Source organism: Pantoea sp. S18 (assembly GCF_045689705.1).
GTDB lineage: Bacteria > Pseudomonadota > Gammaproteobacteria > Enterobacterales > Enterobacteriaceae > Pantoea > Pantoea symbiotica.
The window spans coordinates 763,360-784,552 of record NZ_CP142689.1 but is presented as its reverse complement, the minus strand read 5'-3'; the positions used below and the strand labels follow the sequence as shown (position 1 = coordinate 784,552).

Below are 21,193 nucleotides of genomic sequence, written 5' to 3'. Positions count from 1 at the left end.
TTTTTGTTAGTCATCACAAAATACCAGAAACATTCTTGTATGGCAGTTGATCAAAGGTCAATCCTTAAGACATAACTCCTGACAAGGTGCTGCTGATGATTAACCGTTCGGAAGAGAAACCTATCAAATTAAGAAACATGCTGGCCTATGGCGGCGGCGATGTTTTTGGTGGCGGAAGTTTTACGATTCTTGGCCTGTGGCTGATGTATTTCTACACCACCTATGGCGGATTAAGCCCAGCAGAAGCAGGTGCAGTTATTGCTTTTGCGCGCTTGCTAGATGCATTTTTTGATCCGCTGATGGGCTACGTAACCGACAACTTCTGGCGCAACCGGCTTGGGCAGCGTTTCGGTCGTCGCGGCTTTTTCTTCCTGATTGGCGCACCTTTGGTGTTTTTCAGTTACATCATCATGTGGGTCAGCGACATGGGATTCGCCTATTATCTCGCTACTTACATCCTTTTCTATGCCTGCTACACGCTGGTCATCGTACCTTACGAAACCCTTGCGGCGGAAATGGCTCACGATTTCCACGTGCGCTCACGTCTGACTGGCGTGCGCATGTTCTTCTCAATGGGAGCCGGCATTCTTGCCGCCTGGCTGCCGGGCGCAATTATTGCAGTGCTGGGTGATAACGCCTCCTCATCGTTCCTGTATATGGCAGTCATCTTTGCCACGCTGTTCGCCATCGTAATTTTTGGGCTTTACTTCTTCACCTGGGAACGCGCCATCGAGATCACCGAGAAGCCCGCGCCGGTTGAGTTCAAACGTGACATGAAAGCGCTGTTCCGCTCACTGATCTCAACCTTCCAGGTGCGCACCTTCCGTCAACACGTTGGCATGTATCTCGGGGCTTATGTGGCGCTTGATGTGCTTGGCGCAGTGTTGGCGTATTACATCATTTTTGTGCTGGGTCACAGCGCCATTGATGCCGCCAACAGCATGACCTTTATGTCGGTGGTGCAATTCTTCTGCATCGCTGCCTGGATCCCTTTCTGTATTCACATTGGTAATGGCGCGGCCTACAAGCTTGCGCAGTATTTGATGCTCATCAGCGTGGCGCTGTTCATCAGCTTCTATGCGTTTGGCATTAGCGCGGAGATGTGGATGGTTTGGGGCGCAGCGATTGTTATGGGAATGGGGCGATCAGGTACCCAGTACGTGTGCTGGAATATCTACAGCTTTATTCCGGACGTCGATGAAATGCTAACCGGCCAGCGTCGTGAGGGCATCTTTGCTGGCGTGATGACCTTCGTACGCAAAGCTGTGCAGGCGGTAGCGCTATTTATTGTCGGGCTGGTACTGCAATCCTATGGTTTTGCGGGTAAAGGCGCAGTAAGTCAGCCTCCCGAAGCCATTCACGGCATCGCGCTGGTATTTGGCATTGGTGCGCTAATTTTCCTGACTGTCGGACTGTTTAGCGCCCGTGGTTTTAGTTTGAACCGCCACAATCACGCCCTGCTGATTGCTGAGATTCAGCGCCGCCATGCGGGCGGAAATCCCGCCGAAGCCTCCGCCGAAACGCGCGCGGTCGCAGAAAGACTAACCGGCTGGCCGTGGGCCAGTTTATGGGGCAAGAACGACATTATGAAGCGCATCGATCCACGCGCAGAAAATCTTACTGCTAAAGGAAACCAGCAACATGACACGCATCACCTTTGAAACTATGCAGTCTACGATTGAGCAGGCGTTATTAAACGCTGGACTAGGGGCGAAACAAGCGGCGTTATGCGCGCGAATTCATACCGAAACCAGCTGCGACGGCATTCCATCGCATGGCCTGAATCGGGTCGCACGCTTCGTTGATTATTTGAAGAAAGGTTGGGTTGATGCGAACGCCGTGCCGGAACGCGTCAAGAGTTTGGCCGTGATGGAAGTGTGGGACGGGCAGCGCGGGCCGGGCATTACCAATGCCATTCTGGCCGTTGACCGCGCGACTGAGTTAGCGCGTGAACATGGCATGGGGCTGGTAGCGATGCGTAACACGACGCATTGGATGCGGGGTGGCACCTATGGATGGCGTGCGGCAGAACAGGGAATGGCCGCAATTTGCTGGACCAACACCGAATCTTGCATGCCTGCGTGGGGCGGTAAAAATACCCGACTCGGCAATAATCCGTTTGTGATGGCAGTACCCGGGAAGCAAGGGCCGTTGGTGCTGGATATGGCGATGTCGCAGTATTCATATGGCAAGCTGCAGGTGACGCGTTTGAACGGGGAACAACTGCCGTATCCCGGCGGATTTGATCAGCAGGGAAACTTGACCAGCGATCCTGCGCCTATCGAGCAATCAATGCGTATTCTGCCAACGGGCTACTGGAAAGGATCCGGTCTGGCAATTTTGCTGGATGCGATGGCCGCTCTACTTTCAGGCGGAAGTTGTACCGCCGAAATTGACACTATCCAGCAAGGCAGTTGCACCGGAGCCAGCCAGATCTTTATGGTCTTCGACCCGGCGCAACTCAGCGGCAGAGATTTCAGCGATCAATTGGCTGAGACTATTCAGCAGTATGTGAATGGATCTGAGGTTGCGGAGGGATTCAATCACGTCACCTGGCCCGGTCAGCGCCAACGTGCGACACGTGAGCGTAATAGGGTTGAAGGGATTCCGGTTGATGATGGGGTTTGGCAGGACGTCCAGCAACTGGCGGCGCTCAGTTAAGCATTAATTCGATATGTATGCAGGTGCGCATGAATGCGCACCCTACGAAAAACGCGCCAATCCATTGCAGGGTCGCCATTCATGGCGACCGATTCACGCTTAACTAACGAGCATTAGGATTTTACATTTCCCGTTTTAATCCGTATTTAACGCAACGTCACCCAACGTTTCCCCACCAGCACCGTCATCGCCACTATCGTGACTATCGCCGCCAGATGCATGACAAAATCCAGCGGATGCAGATGCACCGGATGGCAAAACGCCAGCAGCGTCACTGCCATACAGGAAACACCCAAGCCCGCCATCGCCAGGCTGCGCACTGGATGCAGTGCGCGAGTGCGGCGCAGGCTGGCGATCATCAGCACCATCATCGGTGTGCTCACCACCAACAGAAAGGTAAAGCAGCGAGCGCTGTCGTTGTCATGTTCGATCGGCACCTCACCAGGAATCTGGCTGATGCTCATGCCAAGCCACAACAAGCCAATCGGCAGCAGCGCTTTCCAGCTGATACTGCGGCGTCCGGCGATGCTCATGTTGAAAGCGCTACGGATCGCCAGCGTGCCGAGGATAAACGCCAGCACCAGCTGCAGGATCGCTTGCAACGCGCCGGGCTGCGCCCAGTCGGTGAAACTGCGCTGTACCAAAAAGCTGGCGGCGATGCCACAAGGTAACGCCAGTAGCAGCCAGGTGATGACGCGCCAGCTGGTGGATCGCAGCGGTTTAACGGGCCGCATCTCGCGCCCGAGTTTTTCAATTAACAGGTCATGATCGGTCATGATTGGCTCCAAAACGGCGCAGATTGGTCAGCGCGCGGTGCAACAGCGATTTCACCGCTGCAACACTCAGATTGTTATGCGCGGCTGCTTCCGTCAGGCTCATTTCGCGCAGATGAACATGTTCGACAATGTCGCGCTGACGCGAGGGCAGCTGGCGCAGGTAGCCGGCCAGCTCTTCCTGCGTCTCCTGCTGTGGTGCATCGGGCGGACTGGCCACTTCCGGCATCGCGTCGTCGTTAATTTCCCACTGCTGATGGCGGCCACGTCGCCGCAGCGCATCAATGGCGCGCGCCGAGATAATCGCCATCAGCCAGGGTAAGAAAGGGTAGGCAGGATCATAGGTGTGACGCACCCGATGCACCGTCAGTAGCACATCCTGAATCACATCTTCTACCAGTGCATTATCGGCGATCTGTTTGCGTGTTTGCGCGCGAATCACCGGCACCAGCGCTTTCAGCAGTCGGGTGTAGGCGAGCTGATCGCCCGCCTGCGCCTGTTCCATTAGCGCGGGCCAACTTTCGCGCGCGCTATCGCTTGTTTGCATAATCCGCCTTGTTGTTCTTACGCCTTCTTGCTCGCCTCGTTCAGCGCGTTCACCACAATACTCGGTGTCAGCACCTGCGGCAGCACTTTCGGCGGTCCGCCATCGGCAGGGTAAACCAGATACATCGGTAATCCGCCCTGACCGAACTCGCTCATGGTGTCATCCACGTCCGGATTAAATTTAGTGGAATCTGCCACCATGTACAGCGTGCCGGTTTTGGCGATGGCATCTTTCACGGCTTGGGTTGAAAGCGAGGTTTTCTCATTCACCTGACAGGTGATGCACCAGGACGCAGTGAAATCGACAAAGATCGCTTTACCGTGACCGCGCTGCGCTTCAACCGCCTGCGGCGTCCATTTGGCTTTGGTCACTTCTGCCGTCAGATGATCGCCTGCCAGACCTGCGCCGGGTTTGATAAGGCCAGGAAGCGGTGCGATTACGGCGATGATCAGCACCGCCGTAACGGCATACAGCACCTTGTGACTTTTCCCGGCAAAGTGGCGATGTTGCGCCATGCCATATAGCCAGCCGGCGAAGGCCACTATCACCGAGGCGGCCAGTAAGGTTGCCAGCGCCGCGCTTCCCGCTTGCTGCGCCAGCACCCAAACCAGCCAGGTGTAAGCACCAAACATCGGGAACGCCAGGCCGCGTTTTAACACATCCATCCATGCGCCGGGACGCGGCAGGAATTTAGCCAGCGCCGGGAATAGTGATACCAGCGTAAACGGCGCGGCGAAGCCGATGGCCAGCGCAAAGAAGATCACTAAGGCGACCGCGGGCGGCTGAACCAGCGCATAACCGATGGCGCTCGCCATAAAAGGTGCGGCGCACGGCGTGGCGACGATAATCGCCAGCGCACCGGTCAACGCTGAGCGCGTAAAGGCACCGCGGCCGACGTCAACCGATCCAACGCGTTGTACCGATAAGCCCACTTCAAACACACCGAGCAGATTAAGCGCGGCTGCGAGGATCACCAGCGACAGCAAGGCAATCACCAGCGGCGATTGCAGCTGGAAACCCCAGCCAACCGCGGCGCCACCGGCGCGTGCCGCCAGCAGGATGCCCGCCAGCGCCATCATGGTCACCACAACGCCAAGTAAAAAGCCCATTCCTTCACGACGCGCGCTGGCGGCGTTATCGGTATGGCGCAACAGGCCGAGCGCTTTCAGCGAGATCACCGGAAACACGCAGGGCATTAAGTTCAGAATGATGCCGCCGATGAAGGCGGCCAGCATGGCGGTTAACATCGCTGGCCTCTTTGCTTAGTTAGCTTGCGGGTGAGAAGCGTCGTATTGCTTAACGGCGGCCATCGCTTTTTCAATGTGCGTGTCCGGGTTTCTGTCAGTGTAACTCAGCAGAATGTTGCCATCGGGCGCGATCACATACGAAGTACGGTCGGACAAGGTTTTGCCTTTCATCTGCATGGTGGTTTGATACTGTGCCGCCACTTTCGCGCCGGGATCGGCGGCGACGGTGAATTTATCGCGGCACTCCAGTTTGGAGAAATCACTGACCTGATCGGTATTACCGGCGGTTACACCCACCACAGTCGCGCCCATTTTGGCGAAGCTATCGGTGGCTTCAGCGAAATCGTGCGCTTCAATAGTGCAGCCTGCGCTAAACGCTGCCGGGAAGAAATAGAGTACCACCGGGCCTTTCTTTAAGGCGTTTTGCAGTGAAAAGGTCAACGGCTTACCAGCTAACGCGCCCTGCAGTTCAAAGTTCGGTGCTTTCGCGCCCACCGGCAATGCGGCACCGGCGTTAAAGGCGGACAGACCCAATGCGGCGGTCATGGTCAGGGTACATACGAGGGATTTGATGCGTTTCATTTTCTGCTCCTGCGATGAATGGGAGTTCCGATTTGGATGTCTCATAAGTTCAGTTCGCTGGAGCAGGGAGGAAAGTTTCGGTGGGGTGAAAAATTATTTTTGCAGGCGAGCTATAAAGGCAGACTTATCCTTTGCAGAGGATAAATTTGCTTAACTCCAGTTCGCCATTCATGGCGTAATGCCGCTCAGTTAAGCATTAGTTTGCATATGTATGCAGGTGCGCATGAATGCGCACCCTACGAAAAACGCGCCAATCCTTTGTAGGGTCGCCATTTATGGTGACCGAAAGACGCTTAAGTGACGAGCATACCGCCATGAATGGCGACCCTACGGAGTGGGCTGAATGCCCTTGCAAAACAAACTCAACGTATGCTGCACAATAATTTCGCGGTGGTAAGCGGGATCGTTGGCAAAGCGGGTGAAGGGCACCAGCACCAGGCTGAGAATCGAGGTCATCAGCAGCTGTGGCTCCAGATCGGGGTTGAGTAATCCTTGCTGCTGCCAGCCTTCAATCAGTTTTTTTACCTGATCACGTTCGCCGTGACCAAAGCGTTTTTTGATGTGCTGCCCTAAACCGCCTTCACCTTGCATCACTTCCTGCATCCACAGCGGCGCGAACCAGTTGTGCGTGGTGACGATATCCGCCACTTCACGGATAAAAGCGCTGAATGTAGTGACAGGGTCACGCGGGTCATCCATAAAGTGCGCCACTAATCGCTGGCGTAAGGGCAAAAAACGCTCCTCAACCACAATATCCAGCAGCGATTCGCGCGACTGGAAATAGTAATTGAGCATCGCCGGACTAACGCCCGCTTTGCGCGCAATCGCGTTGAGCGAGGTTTCGCTGATGCCGTTTTCGGCATACAGCGCTAAGGTGATGTCGAGCAGCAGTTCGCGCTGCTGCACGTTGATTGCGCCACCGCGTGGGCGGCCAGGACGGCGAGGTTTAGCAGCGTTGGCCATTTCGTCAGCAGGGACTTTTCGTGCGGTCATCTTTACTCGCTCACTTGATTCGTGTCAGACTGTGATCAATATTAATTGTGTATTTAATTAATTTCAATTGGTGTCTGTTATGAAACCCCAAACACTCGCACCGCAGTCAGGCAGCGGGCAGGAGAATCCTCCTTCCGTTCGCCTGCTGATGAGCGCTTTATTACTGGTGATGCTGCTGGCGGCGCTGGATCAAACCATCGTCTCCACTGCATTACCGACTATCGTCGGCGAACTCGGCGGGCTCGATCGCCTGTCGTGGATTGTCACCGCTTATATGCTGGCTTCTACCATTGTCGTGCCGCTGTACGGCAAGTTTGGCGATCTGTTTGGTCGTAAAACCGTGTTGCAAATCTCGGTGATTCTATTCCTGATCGGCTCGGCGCTGTGCGGCCTGGCGCAGAATATGGAGCAGCTGATTTTCACCCGCGCGCTGCAAGGCTTAGGCGGCGGTGGTTTGATGGTGGTGAGCATGGCGGCGGTCGCCGATGTGATTCCACCGCAAGATCGCGGTAAATATCAAGGCCTGTTCGGCGGCGTATTTGGTTTAGCCACCGTGATTGGTCCGCTGCTGGGCGGTTTTATCGTGCAGCATACGTCGTGGCGCTGGATTTTCTACATCAATCTGCCGCTTGGTTTGTTTGCGCTGGTGATCATTAATGCGGTGTTCAGGACCGATAACAAACGTAAGCCGCATGAAATCGACTATCCGGGCGCGGTGTTTCTTAGCCTGGCGCTGGTGGGCATTACGCTGTTCACCAGCGAAGGCGGCACGTTGCGTGAATGGTCCGATCCGCTGCTGTGGTGCATTCTGGCATTTGGTGTAATTGGCGTGATCGGCTTTATTTATGAGGAGCGCCGCGCCTGGGAACCGATTATTCCGCTGTCGCTGTTCCGCAATCGCAGCTTCTCGCTCGCCAGTTTAATGGCGTTTATTGTCGGCATGTCGCTGTTTGGCAGCGTGACGTTTTTACCGCTCTATCTGCAAGTGGTAAAAGGCTCAACGCCCACTGAAGCCGGATTGCAACTGCTGCCGCTGATGGGAGGATTGCTGATCACCTCCATCGTCAGCGGACGCATTATTAGCCGCACCGGTAAATATCGGCTATTCCCGATTTTTGGTACCTTGCTGGCGACCATCGGTATGGCGCTGCTCACCACGCTGACCATCGATGCGCCGCTGTGGCATATCTACCTGTTTGCCTGCGTGTTAGGGATGGGAATGGGCATGGTGATGCAGGTGCTGGTGCTGGCGGTGCAGAACACCGTGACGCCCGATCGCATCGGTGTCGCGACGTCGTCGGTTACGCTGTTCCGCTCGGTGGGTGGTTCGATTGGCGTGGCGCTGTTTGGCGCGGTGTTCAGTCAGGTGCTGAAATCGGGTTTAACCACGCTGGTGGAGCAGGGCAAAGAGCTGCCACGTGCGCTCGATCCGCAAGCGGTGCATCGTTTGCCGCATGATGTACAACAAGCCTATTTGCAGGTGTTTGGCGATGCGGTGCACTCAGCCTTTCAAATGGCGGCGGGCGTGATGTTGCTGGCCTTTGTGCTATCGCTGTTTCTGCCGGAATCACCGCTGCGCAAGAAAGACGCAGCGGCTTAACGCTGTTACACCGCCGCGCGCTGCTGCAAGGTTTTTACCGCTTGCGCAGCGTCGCGGCCCAGTTCCGCTAAATCCACTCCGGTAATCACATCATCCTGCATCAGCACTTTTCCTGCGCAGATCAGCGCTTTTAAACTGGCGCGTCCGCCGCTGGCCACCGGGCCAATGGCGAGATCGTGCAGGCCAAAATAGCGAGGATCGTCAAGGCGATAGACGGCAATATCGGCGGCCATGCCGGGTGCGAGGCGGCCGGTGTTCAAACCCAAGACCTGCGCGCCGCCGGATGTGCCCCAGCGCACCACATCTTCGATGCTGGCGGCATCGCCACCGCCTTCAAAAGTGCCACCGGCATAGCGCGGCTGCGCCAGCATGCCTTTGCGTGCGCGCTGTAGCTGCCAGGCGGCGTGGGTTTCACTTTGCATATCCGCCGCCTCATTCGAGGCCGCGCCATCAACGCCAATCGAGATCTTTACGCCCGCCTGCTCCATCGCCACCAAATCGGCAATGCCGCTACCGAGACGCGCGTTACTTTGCGGGCAGTGCGCGATACCGCTGCCCGCCGCGCCCAGCATGGCGATCTCTTCCGGCAGCAGTTTCACCAGATGCGCAAACCATACGTCATCGCCAATCCAGTCGTGTTCGGCGCAAAACTGCAGCGGCGTCATACCAAACTTTGCGCGAGCGGCATCGAGGTAATCAACGGTTTCCGATAGATGACTATGCAGACGAATGCCGAGCTGGCGCGCCAGGCGCGCGCTTTCGCGCAGTTCATGCGGCGTGGTGGAGTGCAGCGTGGTGGTCGGCGCCATCACAATGCGGCGCATCGCGCTATCCTGCGGTTGGTGATAGCGCGCCACCAGCCGATCGACATCGCTCATCATGCTATCAAAGCTTTCCGGGCGCAGCGCGGTGGGCAAGTCGCTCTCTAAGCCACGGCTTTGCGTTGCACCGCCGCGACACAGCACGAAGCGCACGCCCAGCTTGTCGGCTTCATCGAACAGGATTGCTGCGCCATCAAACGGCATATCTGGCCAGTAGAGATAGTGATGGTCGGCGATGGTGGTGCAGCCAGAACGCACCAGCTCGACCAAACCGACGCGCGCGGCGATACGAAACGTCTGTTCATCGAAAGCGCCACGAAAGCGATACGGCGTCGCAGCCAGCCAGCCGCCCAGGCTGAGATTGAGCCCTTGCGGCTCGCCTTTGAGCAGCGATTGAAACAGATGATGATGCGTGTTGACCCAGCCGGGATAGACCACGCAATCGCGGGCGTCGATCACGATTTCATCGGTGATAGTGTCGAGCTCGCCCATCTCCGCAATCAGGCCATCGCGGATGCGAATATCGCGCGCGCTGCTGCGCGGTTGCAGTTTGTCGCCGGTTAGAATCGCGGCGCAGTGTTTGATTAACAGTTGGCTCATGAGTAACTCACTCCGCTTTGGCCGCGACAAACTGCGTGCTAAACGCGCTCTGCCAGTCGGTTGAAGCTTTGAGCAGACCGGCGTTGACCATAAAGTCACGCGTTGCCTGCCAGCGCTTATCCGTCATCACGCCTAGACCTTGTTTCGCCGCATCACCGCCGTCAATCAGATGCAGTGCTTTCATTTGCGACACGCCGAAGGCAAGTATCGCGTCGGTCATCTGCGGGTTCTCTTTTTTGATCAGTGCATTACCGGCAGCCGGATTGGCGAGGTAGGATTGCCAGCCTTCCATCGATGCCGCAACAAAACGCTTCATGACGTCCGGCTCTTTTTGCAGTAAATCGTCGCGCGTCACCAGAATGCCGCCGTACGCCGGGTAGCCATAATCGGCAAACAGATAGAATTTGCTGTCTGGCTGCACCTGCTTGATTTGCTGCACTTCGGAGGTGGCGTACGCCTGCTGCGCGGTATTTTTGTCGGCGAGGAAGGGTTGCATGTTGAAGGTGTAAGGGCGCGCCTGACCATCCTGCAGCTGATATTTGCCTTTCAACCACGGCCACCAGCTGGCTTGTCCGCTGGCTGATACCAGTACGATTTTCCCTTTCAGCTGATCCAGCGACTTCACATCGCCGTGGGTGACAATGCCTTGCGGATCAAATTGAAACGGCGCGGCGATGGCCTTCAGCGGGAAGTTGCGCTCAACGCCCTGCAGCACTTGCAGATCGTAGCTGACGATGACATCAGCACGATTCGCCAGCAGCAGCGTCATGTTATTCAGCTGCGGCCCGCCGGAGCGCACCTCGACATCCAGCCCGTATTTTTTATAGATGCCGGTGGCGACCGCCTGGTAATAACCGCCTTGTTCAGCCTGCGCGACCCAGGTGGTTTGTAATACCAGTTTGTCGGCGGCGTGCGACAGGGCAGAAGTGCTCAGCAGAGCAGCGAATAAGGAGAAACGGAAACGCGACATTGTCATAAAACCCCCAATAAACGTTGAGTTTGTTGTCGTCATCAGGGGCGTTGCGGCGCATGGCGTGCTCACGATGCGTGATTCGCATCGTCCCCTGACGAGGTACAGCTAAAGCTGTAGAGCAATGTCCTGCGTGAATCTGCTGTCACGCTGACCGCTTATACTCAATGGGGATTTAGCAAAGCGCATGCCATTTATGTAACACGATGAAACTATTGAGTTTAATCTGAAATGTGATGAGATTTTGCGTCATCCGCTGATCGTTGATGATGCAAGGCGCCCATTTTTGCACCGCCGTTGTGCAGGCATGATGCGCAAAATGGCTTAACTTGTTGATTTAACGGAGCACCGTGAGCTGGCACAGCCTTTGCTTGGTTGAAACTGAGTAGAAGCTGTCAACCGTGGTTTCACCCGGTGGGTCATTGCTCGATCGCCTGCACGTTAAGCAGGCGCGGGGATGACTGCCACTCAGCGGGTGGGTCATCCGTTATCGCTCAATAACGAGGTGCACCAATGGAAAAGACCACTTATGACATGCATGAACTGGCAAAAGAATCGCGGATGGGCGCGCGCGGCGTGGAAGCGGCGCGTGATGTGCGCATCATTGATCTCTCAGATTTCGATCAACGTAAAGCCGAAATAGCCGATCAGTTGTGGCAAGCCGCCACTGAAATTGGCTTCTTCCAGGTTTCCGGCCACGGTATTCCCCTCGACGACATCAATGCGGCTTTTGCTAACGCCGAGCGCTTTTTTGCGCTGCCACAAAGTGACAAAGCGCGTCATCCACTCAGCCGCAATGCCGGCTGGGAATACCGCGCGCAGATTCGTCCCTCCACCGGTAAACCGGACCAAAAAGAGTCGTATCAGGTGACGCGTCCGCGTATGGAAGGCTTATGGCCGGATGATGCCACTTTGCCCGGCTTCCAACATGATGTACTGAAGTTTGAGCGTCAGTGCTGGGAAGTGGGCATGCGCTTGCTCTCCTGTTTTGCCCTGAAGCTGGGATTCCCCGACGATTTCTTTGCCAAAGCGCATGAGCCATCACGCGAAACCTACCAAAGCACGCTGCGGATGCTGCACTACTTTGCTATTAGCGGTGAGCCAGATGGTCCTTGGCGCGCTGGAGCACATACCGATTTCGATTGCCTGACCTTGCTGTTCCAGCGTGATGGGCAGGGCGGTTTGCAAGTGTGTCCGGGCAAAGAGATGGAGGAGCAAATCTGGACGCCGATCGCGCCGCTGGAAGGCTTAATTACCTGTAATATCGGCGATATGTTGATGCGCTGGAGTGACGACAAGCTACCGTCGAATTTCCATCGCGTTAGCAATCCGCTGCCGGGTGAATCGGTGCCGGCACGCTACAGCCTGGCGTTTTTCTGCCAGGCGAACGAAGACGTGATTATTGAAGGACCGGAGAAAAAATATCCGCCTATTTCCGCGAAGGATTATCTGGCGCAGCGTATTAGCGCCAATTTCTCCGGCAAGTATTAAACGTACAGCTGTAAGTCGAAATTGATGTCATTCTGTGCAGGAGCGCAAATATTCTCCTGCACAGAAAAAGCGCAGCGCTGGAAATAGATTTTTAACCCAAATACAAGATGTTACCGTTGCGTAAACTTAGGTAAAAACAACCGGCAAATAAAAGATTTCACCGCACGCCTATTTATTTCTGCAACTTTTTTACGGTATAAATCTCTAAACACTGTCTCCCTCAGCGAAAACACCAACACATGATCAATTCTGCCGCCAGCAAAGTTATCGCCTGCCTGTTTCTTTTTACTTTGGCCGGTTGTTCTTCTAAGTCTTCGCATGCGCCTGCAGAGGACAGCGTGGATACCTCGGCAGACGGTGGCAAACAGCCCGATTTAATTCCGGTGATTGCCGCGCTGCACGATCAAATGCATTCGTGGGAAGGGACCAAATATCAGTGGGGCGGTACGCAATTAACCGGCGTCGATTGCTCAGGATTTGTCTGGCGCACGCTGAAAGATCGCTTCAATATTCCGATGGATCGCGTCACCACCAAAGAGTTAATTGCCATGGGCAAACCGGTGGATCAGGCGCATCTGCAACCCGGTGATTTAGTGTTCTTCCGCATTAAGCGCGAGCTGCACGTCGGCTTTTATGACACCGATCATCAATTCCTGCACGCGTCGGTGAGCCAGGGCGTGATGCGCTCTTCGCTAAATAATCCGTACTGGAAATCGGTTTATTTAGAGGCGCGCCGTTTGCCGAAAGAACAGAATTCGCAGATCAGTTTCAATTATAAAAACAAGGTTTGATGGGTCCGCATAAATGTGCGAAGGGTTGAATGGGTCGCCATGAATGGCGACCCTACGGTTAATTAAAACTGGTATGAAAGGCTCATCGAAACACTGCGCGGCGCGCCATAAACATAGCTGTTCATGTAGCTGTAATATTCACGATCAAACAGGTTATCGACGTTCGCCTGCACCGCCACCTGCTTAGTCACCTGATAACGCGCAAACAGCGATGCCAGCGGGAAGCTGCCCTGATAAACGCGCACGGTATCGCCGCTGGCATTGGTGGCATCTTCAAACACGCGGTTCTGCCAGTTGATGCCGCCGCCAACCGTCAGATCCAGCAACATTGGTAGCTGATAACGGGTGAACAGTTTGAAGGAAGTTTGCGGCTGATAGCTGTTGAAACGTCCATCTTTATCCCGCGCCACGTAGCGTGTGGCACCGAAAGTCAGCTGCAGATTATCTGTTAGCGCGCCGTTCAGCTCAAACTCCGCACCTTTACTCACTGCACCTTTGGCGGGCGCATAAGCCTGTTCGTTGCCGCTCAGATAGACGCCATTAATCGCCTGACCAACGTTGTCCTGCTCAATACGGAATACCGCCACGGTCGCGGTTAATCGACCATCATACCAGGCGGACTTCAGGCCGGTTTCATAGCTTTTACCGGTAACCGGCGACAGGTATTTGCCGCTGGTATCGCGGTAGGTTTGCGGCAGGAAGATCGAGGTATAGCTGCCATATGCCGACCATGTATCGTTGATGTCATACACCAAACCAGCGTACGGCGTGGTGTTATTTTTGGTCATATCGCCGCTGCTGCCGTTGGTGCTCCACTGCGTATAGCGTGCACCAATAATCAGCGACAGCGGATCGGCCAGCGAGAAGCGCGCGGCGGTATAAGCTGATTTCTGACGAATGGTATCGTCGGCATTCTGATACCAACCTTGCCACTGCGGCTCGGCGATGTTGCCGTTCCAGCTGTTGTTGAAAATGCCCATATCGCCTGAGGCGATATCATAGTTTTCCAGGTCGGTAACGCCATCCTGGCTGTAAGTGGCGTTGTGCTGGCGGCTGTAGCTTACGCCCGCCATCAACTGATGCTGACGCCCTAACAGCTCAAACGGGCCGCTGGCGTAGCCGTCGAAGGAATCCATCTGGCGTTTGCCGCGATCCATACTGCCGTAGCCGGTGGTGCCTTCGCCGCTGTCCTGATCAGGGCTGCCCATGACATACAGCAACTTATCGTTGAAGGTATTCTCCGCGTGCGTGCCATTGACGTGGATGTTCCAGCCGTTATCGAAGTTATGATCGATGTCGGCGAACACTTTGCGCGAATTGGTGTTGTAGCGTGCCCAGTTGGCGGCGGAGTTGAGGCTGCGATCGTAATGCGTGGTGGCATTGTTGCTATAGAACATCGGCAAGCCGCCCCACGTTGGATTGCCGGTGTTGGCATCTTCGTAGTCGTAGCCCAGCGACAGCGTGGTGTGCTCGGTGAGGTCGGCATCAATCACGCCGTAGAGGAATTTTTTGGTTTTGTGGTAGCGATCGAGCCAGCTGTCTTCATCGCTGTAACCGGTCACCACGCGGCCGCGCAGGCTGCCATCCTGATTCAGCGGCGCAGAGAGATCGGCAACATAACGCTGTTTGTTCCAACTGCCGTAGCTGGCGCTGACCGTGCCGGTGAAGGTTTTGCTGTCGGCGTGTTTGCGTACCATGTTGATCGATGCTGACGGGCTTCCCGCGCCGGTCATCAATCCGGTGGCACCGCGTACGATCTCAATACGATCGTAAATGGCGGTATCCGAGGCGGCATCGCCGTAGTTCCAGTTGTCATTAACCGACGTGGGAATGCCATCGAAGGAGAAGTTGGTGACTTTAAAGCCGCGCGAATAGTATTCCGAGCGCTCGCTGTCGATCAGGTTAGTTGAGATGCCGGTGGCGTTGGTCAATACATCGTTCACCGATTGCAGGTTCTGATCCTGCATGCGCTGCTGAGTCACCACGCTCATCGACTGCGGCACATCGCGTGGCGTTAGCAACAATTTGGTGCCCGCTCGCGTGGTTTTTACCGCGTAATCCTGCTTTTCGTTGTTATCGCTGTCGCCGGTTGCGGATGCATCGACCACCAAATCCTGCTGCGTGTCGCTTGCCGCCTGCGCCATGTTTGGCGCAAGCAGTGCATGAATAGTCACCGCCAGCAGTGAGACGTTAAAGGTTTTCCTGATGCCAGACATAAAATTTCCTGTAGAAACCTGTGTTATAGGAAGCTGTTTTGCTTCGTTTTTTATTGTTTGCGCCGTTACTTATCAGCCGGAAAGGGCGGAAGAGAGAACGTGCAACCCGCCACTGCGCATTTATTGAGAAAGCCAATGATAATCATTTGCTTTAAAGAATCCGCCGAAGGTTTCAACTGCAATTGTAATAATGTGTAAGTGGGCTTGGAATCAGTGGCTTACGGATAAAAATAACCTGTTAATTGCTAACGTTTTCATGTTTTTAAAGCGATATCAGGACGTTTTATGGCTAAGAAAGGTGTGCGACTAGCAAGCGAGTATTCACGGCAAAGTACGGAAGATCGTCGAGAAAGTTGCTAAGTTTATGCTAATGCGTATGATTCTCATTCTTCTTGTATTTTCCGTGCGCGCCCGCGCGCCACGGAGCCGTTCATCCATTGATGGAGTTGAGCATGAAATCGTTATTTAGCCCGCGCAAAGCCGCCTTAGCTGCAGCGATTGTCGCTGCTTTCAGCCTGACCGCTTGCCAGGCTCCGGCTAAAAAAGCCGAAGCGCCAGCCGCTGCTGCCAAGCCTGTTGATACTTCTCTGACCCAGCGCACCTTGGGCGATGGCCTGTATGAAATGGCGTACTCGCCTGCTGCGAAAGCGTTATACGTTGCCAGCGCGCAGAGCTTTAAAGACGTGAACGGCGGTGTGATTTATCGTCTCGACCCAACCACGCTGGAAACCAAAGGCGTGACGCATACCGATCTTAAAAACTTCGGTACGGCGATCGACGAAGCGGGTAGCGTGTTCTACACCACCAACTCGCTGGATGGCGCCATCTCGAAAGTGGATGCGCAAAGCGGCAAAGTGCTGGAACGTTTAGTCTTCCCAGGCAAGAAAGATAAAGAAGGTTATCCGGCGGGTGCGCGTGAAGTGCTGTGGCACGGCAACGAGTTGTATGTCGGTCGCGTGGCCGATCCGGGTTATATCTCAGTGGTTGACGTGAAAACCTTCAAGCTGAAAGCTACCATCAAAAATGCAGGCAAATGGGTAACCGGCATCATCTATTCTCCGCTGACTGAGCGCATTTATGCGACCAACGGCGCGGGCGAGATTCTGGTAATCAATCCACGCACGCACAAAATTGAGAAGCGCTGGACGGCGGGCGACGGTAAAGAGTACTTGTTCCTGAATATGGCTGAAGATCCGGCAACAGGTCGCCTGTTCGTCACCGACGATTCGAAAGGCAAAGCCACGCTGGTGTTTGATGAGCGCACTGGCAAAGTGATCAAACGTATTGAAGGCGATGCGCTGGCTATCAAATTCAATGCCAAACGTAATGAGATCTACATCAGCCAGCGCGAATCGAAGAAAGTGCTGCAGTTGGATGCCACCACGTACGCGGTAAAAAACAGCTGGTCGTTTGATAACAATCCAAACAGCCTGCTGATTGGCCCAGACAACAACACGCTATATGTAACGTTGAAAGCGGAGTTTAATAAAGACTCCTCAACCAAAGGCCAGGATCAGATTGCGCGCATCGCACTGAAATAATCCCCTCAAGCTGTAGCGATAATTCATGCCCTCGTAAGAGGGCATTTTTGTTTCTGATGGCTTATAACTGTGCAGGTTAAGCTGTTTTCCCCTGTTAATGACGAATAAGGCGCTGGCTATGTTTAAAGGATTGAGTGCGTTTCCCCTGACTCCGCTGAATGCTTCTGGAATTGATGAGATAGCTTTTCTTAATATCCTTGCGCGGCTCACGGCAGCAAAAGTCGATTCGCTTGGCGTGCTGGGATCCACCGGCAGCTACGCCTATTTCACGCGCGAACAGCGCAAGCGCATTGCGACGCTGGCGGTGCAGCATGCGGACGCTATTCCGGTGATGGTCAGCATTGGCGCGGTGAGCACCGACGAAGTGCTGCGACTTGCCGAAGATGCGCAACAGGCCGGCGCCAGCGCGTTGCTGCTGCCCGCCGTTTCCTATCAGAAACTCACTGATGACGAAGTGTTTGGCCTGTATCAGGATGTCACGCGCCACGTTTCGTTGCCGGTGTGCATTTATGATAATCCCGGCACCAGCCACTTTGTCTTCTCCGATGCGCTGCATGCGCGTATCGCCACGCTGCCGCATATCGCTTCCATCAAAATTCCCGGCGTGCCCGCCGATATCGCAGCGGCTACGCAACGGGTAAAGGCTTTGCGTGATCAATTACCGCAAGACGTCACCATTGGGATCAGCGGCGATGCCTTTGCCGCAGCAGGCCTGATCGCCGGTTGTGAAGTGTGGTATTCAGTGTGCGGCGGACTGTTCCCGCGCACCGCTAAAGCAATGACAGATGCGGCGATGGCGGGCGATTTTGCGGCGGTAGCCGAACAGGGACAGCGGCTCGCACCGCTTTGGGCGCTATTTACCCAACACGGCGGCAGTATTCGCGTCATCGCTGCGGCGGCCAGCGTGCTGGGTCTTGCTGAGTATGATTGCCTGCCGCGCCCACTGCGTTCGCTTTCGGCGATGGATGTGGCGGAAGTGAAAAGGGTGATCACAGAGCTCGAGCTGGCATAGTGATAATGAGTTGATTAACTGTGATCGCACTAATAGTTAATCTGATAATAGTTTCAGTGGTTATTATTGTTTCCATCGAAGGCGCACAGCCTTCAAATCAAACAACCAAAGGAATACGACCATGAAAACTATCAAAACTCTGACTATCGCTGCTGCCGCCGCTCTTTCACTGATGTCTGCTGCCAGCTTCGCACAGACCGTTTCAGCTACTTCTCTGACGCTGGATGGTGCTGAAGCCAAAATCGCTGCACAGGCAAAACAGAATGGTGAGCAATACAAAATTCTGGAAGCAAGCAACGGTAACGTCGTACATATGACTGCAGAACTTTACAAATAACGGATGGTTGCATACGGATGTGCCAGAACAGGTCGCCTACGGGCGGCCTTTTTTGTCGACAAAGCGCCGGAAACTGTATAGTTACGTAAGTTATCGTGATCGCACTAATGGTTAATATTGAAACGATAACATCAGTTATTATTATTCTCATCGAAGGCACACAGTCTTCTAATAAAAACCACTAAGGATTATGACCATGAAAACTATCAAAACACTGTCTATCGCCGCCGTTGCTGCTCTTTCAATGATGTCTGCTGCTAGCTTTGCACAGAGCATTTCAGTTCAGTCTTCAACTCTGGATGGCGCAGAAGCGAAAATCGCAGCTCAGGCTCAAGAGCAGGGCGCACAGTACAAAATCACTAGTGCCAACACTAACAACCGCGTACACATGACTGCAGAGCTGTATAAATAAGTTAGTCGCACAAGCCGTCGTGTTAAGGCCGCCTCCGGGCGGCTTTGTTGTATCTGCATGTCCGTAAATGGCTTGTGCATGTCCCGCCGCCCGCCTGCGCTCTGTGTATCATCAACCCAGTTCTCCTCTACACGGATATCGCATGAAAACCTACGTCAGCAAAAACTTCTCACCTGCCAAAGCCTGGGATGCATTAGACATCGCCAACTTCGGCGGCACCAGCGTGCGTCTGCACTGGACCAACCAACCTTACAAGTGGCACATCAATGATGGCGAAGAAGTGTTTGCGGTGCTGGACGGCGCGGTAGAGATGCATTACCGCGAAGCGGGCGAGGTGCAGAAAGTGCTGCTCAATACCGGCGACATTTTTTACGCCAGCATCGGTACCGAGCATGTTGCGCACCCGCAAGGCGAAGCGCGCGTATTAGTGATCGAAAAAGAAGGTTCGGTTTAACGCGCCACTAGCGCTTCAATCTCGGCTTTTGCCTGCAGCAGCGACGCCAGCAAATGCGCGAACTGCTCATCAAAACGCATTGCCGGTGCGGCTATCGCTAAAGCATAGCGTTCACCCGCGCTGGTTTGCAGCGCCACGCTGATGCCGCAAACCCCGCGCGCATGCTCTTCACGATCAATGGCATAACCTTGCTTTCGCGTAACGGCGATCTCTTTCAGCAGCACCTTACTATCTTGCAACGTCTTCTCGGTGCGCATCTCTTTCAGCTGTGGCAGCAAGCTTGCCAGCGCCTCTTCAGATTGCTCCGCCAGTAACGCTTTGCCGTGTGCCGCGCAGTGCGAGGGAAACGCGGTGCTTACCGGCGATGCCACGCGCAACTCCTGATCGGAAACAAATTGACTCACCAACACGGTATGGCTGCCGCGCCAGACGCAGAGATCGACGGTTTCACGCGTACGACGGCCGAGTGTCGCCATTGCCGGTTGTGCCAGCGCGATGATATCGGTATGCGCCGATGCCGCGAGACGAGCCAGCGCCGGACCCAATTTGATGCCATCGCTATCCTGCAACAACAGCTGCTGAGCGATCAGCGAAGTCACCAGCCGATGCACGGTGGTGCGCGGTAATGCAGTGATTTTCGCCAACGCCGACATAGTTAATCCCGCCGGACGATCTTCCAGCGCGCGCAAAATCGTGGCGGCCCGCGCGATCACCTGTGATCCGTTAGTTTCTGTTTCCACACTCATTTTTAAGGATTCCGTGCGTTTGAGCTGGCAACACTATAGCACGATGGCGCTCGGCGATTGACAGCGCCGCCGATTCCTCTAACACTGTCGTCCACTATTCGGTGTTTATGTCCATTATGTGGATATCAGGAGTTGATGTGTCATCCCTTAAACCTACCGGCGCATTTACCTTATTAGCGGTTAGTTGCCTGACGATTATGGTGGGCTGTGTGATTGTTCCCGGACTCAGCGAAATCGCTGCGCAACTTGGCGTCGCGCATTTGGCAAGCTGGCTGGTCACGCTGCCGTCGCTTGGCGTGGTACTGGCGGGTCCGTTAGCGGGACGTGCCATCGATCGCTGGGGCGCTTATCCACTTCTGCTCATCGGACTGTTTTGCTACGGCCTTTTCGGCGTCGCAGGCGCGTGGTTGCCTGGCGCGCTACCGCAGATCATCGATCGTCTTTTACTCGGCTGTGCCACCGCAATCGTGATGGCGGCGGGTACCAGCTTGATCGCCCGCTTCTACAGCGGTGAAGCGCGTCTGAAAATGATGGCGCGGCAAGGGATGTCGATCGAACTGGGTGGCGTACTGTTTCTGTTTATTGGCGGTATTCTGGCGTCCATCAGCTGGCGCTGGCCGTATGGGCTTTACCTGTTTGCCTGGCTGATGTTGCTGATGGTGTTGATCACCGTGCCACGCCCGCCGCAGTTGGCGGCATCGGAATCTGTAGATGAGAAGGCGGGAAACAGCGATCGCGCGCTGCGTCCGGTTTTACTCGCCGCGCTCTGCTCGATGATGTGCTTTTTCACCGCCGTGATCATGTTGCCGCAACGTTTTGCCGTGATGGGCATTGATGCCGCGCACATTGGCTATTTTCTCTCTTTCGTCTCGCTGGTGGCGGTGCTGGCCGCCGCCATCATGCCCGACGTGTCGCAGCGCTTTGGCAGTTATCCAGCCTTAGTGATGGCGTTTGTCTGTTATCTGCTGGCGCATCTGGAGTTTGCCGCTGCGCCAAACATGGTGCTGTTTATTCCGGGCGGCATTTTGCTGGGCATGGGATTTGGTCTGTCGATTCCGCTGGTTAATCATCTGACGGTGGAGATTAGCCAGCCGCAGGAACGCGGCCGCCAGCTGGCGCGTTTATCGATGGCGATTTTTTCCGGCCAGTTTCTCGCGGTCTTTATGGCGTATCTGCCCGGCGGTTTCGTCAGCGCCTTTGCTGCCGCCGCGCTGTTAGCGGCAGTCAACGTTTTTGCCATGGGGAAAGTGGGGCGCTCGGTCACTGCATGATTTGATAATCGTGCGAAAAGTAACCGCACGCGCGCATCGGGCGCTGTGTGGCGCGAGGCGAGTTTTATCCACAGGATAACGCCGACTCTACGCACGGGGATTGTGGATAACCTTGAACGGTTTGGTTT

The 21,193-nt window shown here is 55.0% G+C and carries 20 protein-coding genes; 11 read left to right on the top strand and 9 right to left on the bottom strand.

Annotated elements, in window-relative coordinates; all coding sequences use genetic code 11:
- Positions 1-95 precede the first annotated feature (95 nt).
- Positions 96-1,661, top strand: coding sequence for an MFS transporter (locus VIJ98_RS23560; RefSeq protein ID WP_312665162.1), 1,566 nt, complete (start codon positions 96-98; stop codon positions 1,659-1,661).
- Positions 1,642-2,661, top strand: a complete 1,020-nt coding sequence (yiaK, locus tag VIJ98_RS23555) for a 3-dehydro-L-gulonate 2-dehydrogenase (protein ID WP_323271680.1) — start codon at positions 1,642-1,644, stop codon at positions 2,659-2,661. The genes VIJ98_RS23560 and yiaK overlap by 20 nt, the downstream gene beginning before the upstream one ends.
- A gap of 146 nt (positions 2,662-2,807) precedes the next feature.
- Here yiaK and VIJ98_RS23550 read toward each other — a convergent pair whose 3' ends face one another.
- The 5 genes from VIJ98_RS23550 to VIJ98_RS23530 form a co-directional block, all read right to left on the bottom strand.
- Positions 2,808-3,437 (bottom strand): NrsF family protein, encoded by a 630-nt coding sequence (locus tag VIJ98_RS23550; RefSeq protein ID WP_323271679.1) that lies wholly within the window; start codon positions 3,435-3,437, stop codon positions 2,808-2,810.
- Positions 3,424-3,981 carry a sigma-70 family RNA polymerase sigma factor gene (locus tag VIJ98_RS23545; RefSeq protein ID WP_323271678.1) on the bottom strand — a complete coding sequence of 186 codons (558 nt, stop codon included), beginning with the start codon at positions 3,979-3,981 and terminating at the stop codon, positions 3,424-3,426. The genes VIJ98_RS23550 and VIJ98_RS23545 overlap by 14 nt, the downstream gene beginning before the upstream one ends.
- Before the next feature lie 17 nt (positions 3,982-3,998).
- Positions 3,999-5,228 (bottom strand): thioredoxin family protein, encoded by a 1,230-nt coding sequence (locus VIJ98_RS23540; protein ID WP_323271677.1) that lies wholly within the window; start codon positions 5,226-5,228, stop codon positions 3,999-4,001.
- 15 nt (positions 5,229-5,243) lie between these two features.
- On the bottom strand, positions 5,244-5,810 hold the full coding sequence (locus tag VIJ98_RS23535; protein ID WP_323271676.1) for a peroxiredoxin: 567 nt from the start codon (positions 5,808-5,810) through the stop codon (positions 5,244-5,246).
- 327 nt (positions 5,811-6,137) lie between these two features.
- Entirely contained in the window at positions 6,138-6,803 is a 666-nt protein-coding gene (locus tag VIJ98_RS23530) for a TetR/AcrR family transcriptional regulator (protein ID WP_323271675.1), read from the bottom strand.
- Positions 6,804-6,882: 79 nt separating this feature from the next.
- On the opposite strand from VIJ98_RS23530, the gene VIJ98_RS23525 reads away from it, so the two are divergent.
- Positions 6,883-8,403, top strand: a complete 1,521-nt coding sequence (locus tag VIJ98_RS23525) for an MDR family MFS transporter (protein ID WP_323271674.1) — start codon at positions 6,883-6,885, stop codon at positions 8,401-8,403.
- A 5-nt stretch (positions 8,404-8,408) separates the two neighbouring features.
- Here the strand turns inward: VIJ98_RS23525 and VIJ98_RS23520 are convergent, their stop codons facing one another.
- Both VIJ98_RS23520 and VIJ98_RS23515 read right to left on the bottom strand, forming a co-directional pair.
- Complete coding sequence (locus tag VIJ98_RS23520; protein ID WP_323271673.1) at positions 8,409-9,824, bottom strand: amidohydrolase family protein; 1,416 nt, start codon at positions 9,822-9,824, stop codon at positions 8,409-8,411.
- Between the two features lie 7 nt (positions 9,825-9,831).
- Positions 9,832-10,800, bottom strand: coding sequence for an ABC transporter substrate-binding protein (locus tag VIJ98_RS23515; protein WP_323271672.1), 969 nt, complete (start codon positions 10,798-10,800; stop codon positions 9,832-9,834).
- Between the two features lie 507 nt (positions 10,801-11,307).
- Between VIJ98_RS23515 and VIJ98_RS23510 the strand changes: the two genes are divergently transcribed.
- Together VIJ98_RS23510 and VIJ98_RS23505 are read left to right on the top strand one after the other, a co-directional pair.
- On the top strand, positions 11,308-12,285 hold the full coding sequence (locus tag VIJ98_RS23510) for a 2OG-Fe(II) oxygenase family protein (protein ID WP_312182167.1): 978 nt from the start codon (positions 11,308-11,310) through the stop codon (positions 12,283-12,285).
- 239 nt (positions 12,286-12,524) lie between these two features.
- A complete protein-coding gene (locus VIJ98_RS23505) occupies positions 12,525-13,076 on the top strand; it encodes a C40 family peptidase (protein WP_008101910.1) in 552 nt (183 codons plus the stop codon).
- Between the two features lie 62 nt (positions 13,077-13,138).
- Here the strand turns inward: VIJ98_RS23505 and fhuE are convergent, their stop codons facing one another.
- Complete coding sequence (gene fhuE / locus VIJ98_RS23500; RefSeq protein ID WP_323271671.1) at positions 13,139-15,292, bottom strand: ferric-rhodotorulic acid/ferric-coprogen receptor FhuE; 2,154 nt, start codon at positions 15,290-15,292, stop codon at positions 13,139-13,141.
- A gap of 452 nt (positions 15,293-15,744) precedes the next feature.
- On the opposite strand from fhuE, the gene VIJ98_RS23495 reads away from it, so the two are divergent.
- From VIJ98_RS23495 to VIJ98_RS23475, 5 genes are all read left to right on the top strand, one after another.
- On the top strand, positions 15,745-16,833 hold the full coding sequence (locus VIJ98_RS23495) for a YncE family protein (protein WP_008101906.1): 1,089 nt from the start codon (positions 15,745-15,747) through the stop codon (positions 16,831-16,833).
- Between the two features lie 118 nt (positions 16,834-16,951).
- Entirely contained in the window at positions 16,952-17,845 is an 894-nt protein-coding gene (locus VIJ98_RS23490) for a dihydrodipicolinate synthase family protein (protein ID WP_323271670.1), read from the top strand.
- Between the two features lie 121 nt (positions 17,846-17,966).
- Complete coding sequence (locus tag VIJ98_RS23485) at positions 17,967-18,182, top strand: YdgH/BhsA/McbA-like domain containing protein (RefSeq protein ID WP_007890154.1); 216 nt, start codon at positions 17,967-17,969, stop codon at positions 18,180-18,182.
- A 196-nt stretch (positions 18,183-18,378) separates the two neighbouring features.
- On the top strand, positions 18,379-18,594 hold the full coding sequence (locus VIJ98_RS23480; protein WP_154157496.1) for a YdgH/BhsA/McbA-like domain containing protein: 216 nt from the start codon (positions 18,379-18,381) through the stop codon (positions 18,592-18,594).
- 142 nt (positions 18,595-18,736) lie between these two features.
- Entirely contained in the window at positions 18,737-19,048 is a 312-nt protein-coding gene (locus VIJ98_RS23475) for a cupin domain-containing protein (protein WP_323271669.1), read from the top strand.
- On the opposite strand, the gene VIJ98_RS23470 is transcribed toward VIJ98_RS23475, so the two are convergent.
- Positions 19,045-19,794, bottom strand: coding sequence for an IclR family transcriptional regulator (locus VIJ98_RS23470; protein WP_323271668.1), 750 nt, complete (start codon positions 19,792-19,794; stop codon positions 19,045-19,047). The two genes, VIJ98_RS23475 and VIJ98_RS23470, sit on opposite strands and share 4 nt — an antisense overlap.
- 137 nt (positions 19,795-19,931) lie before the next feature.
- On the opposite strand from VIJ98_RS23470, the gene VIJ98_RS23465 reads away from it, so the two are divergent.
- The gene (locus VIJ98_RS23465) at positions 19,932-21,065 is read left to right on the top strand and encodes an MFS transporter (RefSeq protein WP_323271667.1); all 1,134 of its coding nucleotides are present in this window, start codon (positions 19,932-19,934) and stop codon (positions 21,063-21,065) included.
- Positions 21,066-21,193: the final 128 nt, after the last annotated feature.

Coding starts and splice junctions, on each gene's coding strand:
- VIJ98_RS23560 (WP_312665162.1), top strand. CDS start 96: ATGATTAACCGTTCGGAAGAGAAACCTATCAAATTAAGAAACATGCTG.
- yiaK (WP_323271680.1), top strand. CDS start 1,642: ATGACACGCATCACCTTTGAAACTATGCAGTCTACGATTGAGCAGGCG.
- VIJ98_RS23550 (WP_323271679.1), bottom strand. CDS start 3,437: ATGACCGATCATGACCTGTTAATTGAAAAACTCGGGCGCGAGATGCGG.
- VIJ98_RS23545 (WP_323271678.1), bottom strand. CDS start 3,981: ATGCAAACAAGCGATAGCGCGCGCGAAAGTTGGCCCGCGCTAATGGAA.
- VIJ98_RS23540 (WP_323271677.1), bottom strand. CDS start 5,228: ATGTTAACCGCCATGCTGGCCGCCTTCATCGGCGGCATCATTCTGAAC.
- VIJ98_RS23535 (WP_323271676.1), bottom strand. CDS start 5,810: ATGAAACGCATCAAATCCCTCGTATGTACCCTGACCATGACCGCCGCA.
- VIJ98_RS23530 (WP_323271675.1), bottom strand. CDS start 6,803: ATGACCGCACGAAAAGTCCCTGCTGACGAAATGGCCAACGCTGCTAAA.
- VIJ98_RS23525 (WP_323271674.1), top strand. CDS start 6,883: ATGAAACCCCAAACACTCGCACCGCAGTCAGGCAGCGGGCAGGAGAAT.
- VIJ98_RS23520 (WP_323271673.1), bottom strand. CDS start 9,824: ATGAGCCAACTGTTAATCAAACACTGCGCCGCGATTCTAACCGGCGAC.
- VIJ98_RS23515 (WP_323271672.1), bottom strand. CDS start 10,800: ATGACAATGTCGCGTTTCCGTTTCTCCTTATTCGCTGCTCTGCTGAGC.
- VIJ98_RS23510 (WP_312182167.1), top strand. CDS start 11,308: ATGGAAAAGACCACTTATGACATGCATGAACTGGCAAAAGAATCGCGG.
- VIJ98_RS23505 (WP_008101910.1), top strand. CDS start 12,525: ATGATCAATTCTGCCGCCAGCAAAGTTATCGCCTGCCTGTTTCTTTTT.
- fhuE (WP_323271671.1), bottom strand. CDS start 15,292: ATGTCTGGCATCAGGAAAACCTTTAACGTCTCACTGCTGGCGGTGACT.
- VIJ98_RS23495 (WP_008101906.1), top strand. CDS start 15,745: ATGAAATCGTTATTTAGCCCGCGCAAAGCCGCCTTAGCTGCAGCGATT.
- VIJ98_RS23490 (WP_323271670.1), top strand. CDS start 16,952: ATGTTTAAAGGATTGAGTGCGTTTCCCCTGACTCCGCTGAATGCTTCT.
- VIJ98_RS23485 (WP_007890154.1), top strand. CDS start 17,967: ATGAAAACTATCAAAACTCTGACTATCGCTGCTGCCGCCGCTCTTTCA.
- VIJ98_RS23480 (WP_154157496.1), top strand. CDS start 18,379: ATGAAAACTATCAAAACACTGTCTATCGCCGCCGTTGCTGCTCTTTCA.
- VIJ98_RS23475 (WP_323271669.1), top strand. CDS start 18,737: ATGAAAACCTACGTCAGCAAAAACTTCTCACCTGCCAAAGCCTGGGAT.
- VIJ98_RS23470 (WP_323271668.1), bottom strand. CDS start 19,794: ATGAGTGTGGAAACAGAAACTAACGGATCACAGGTGATCGCGCGGGCC.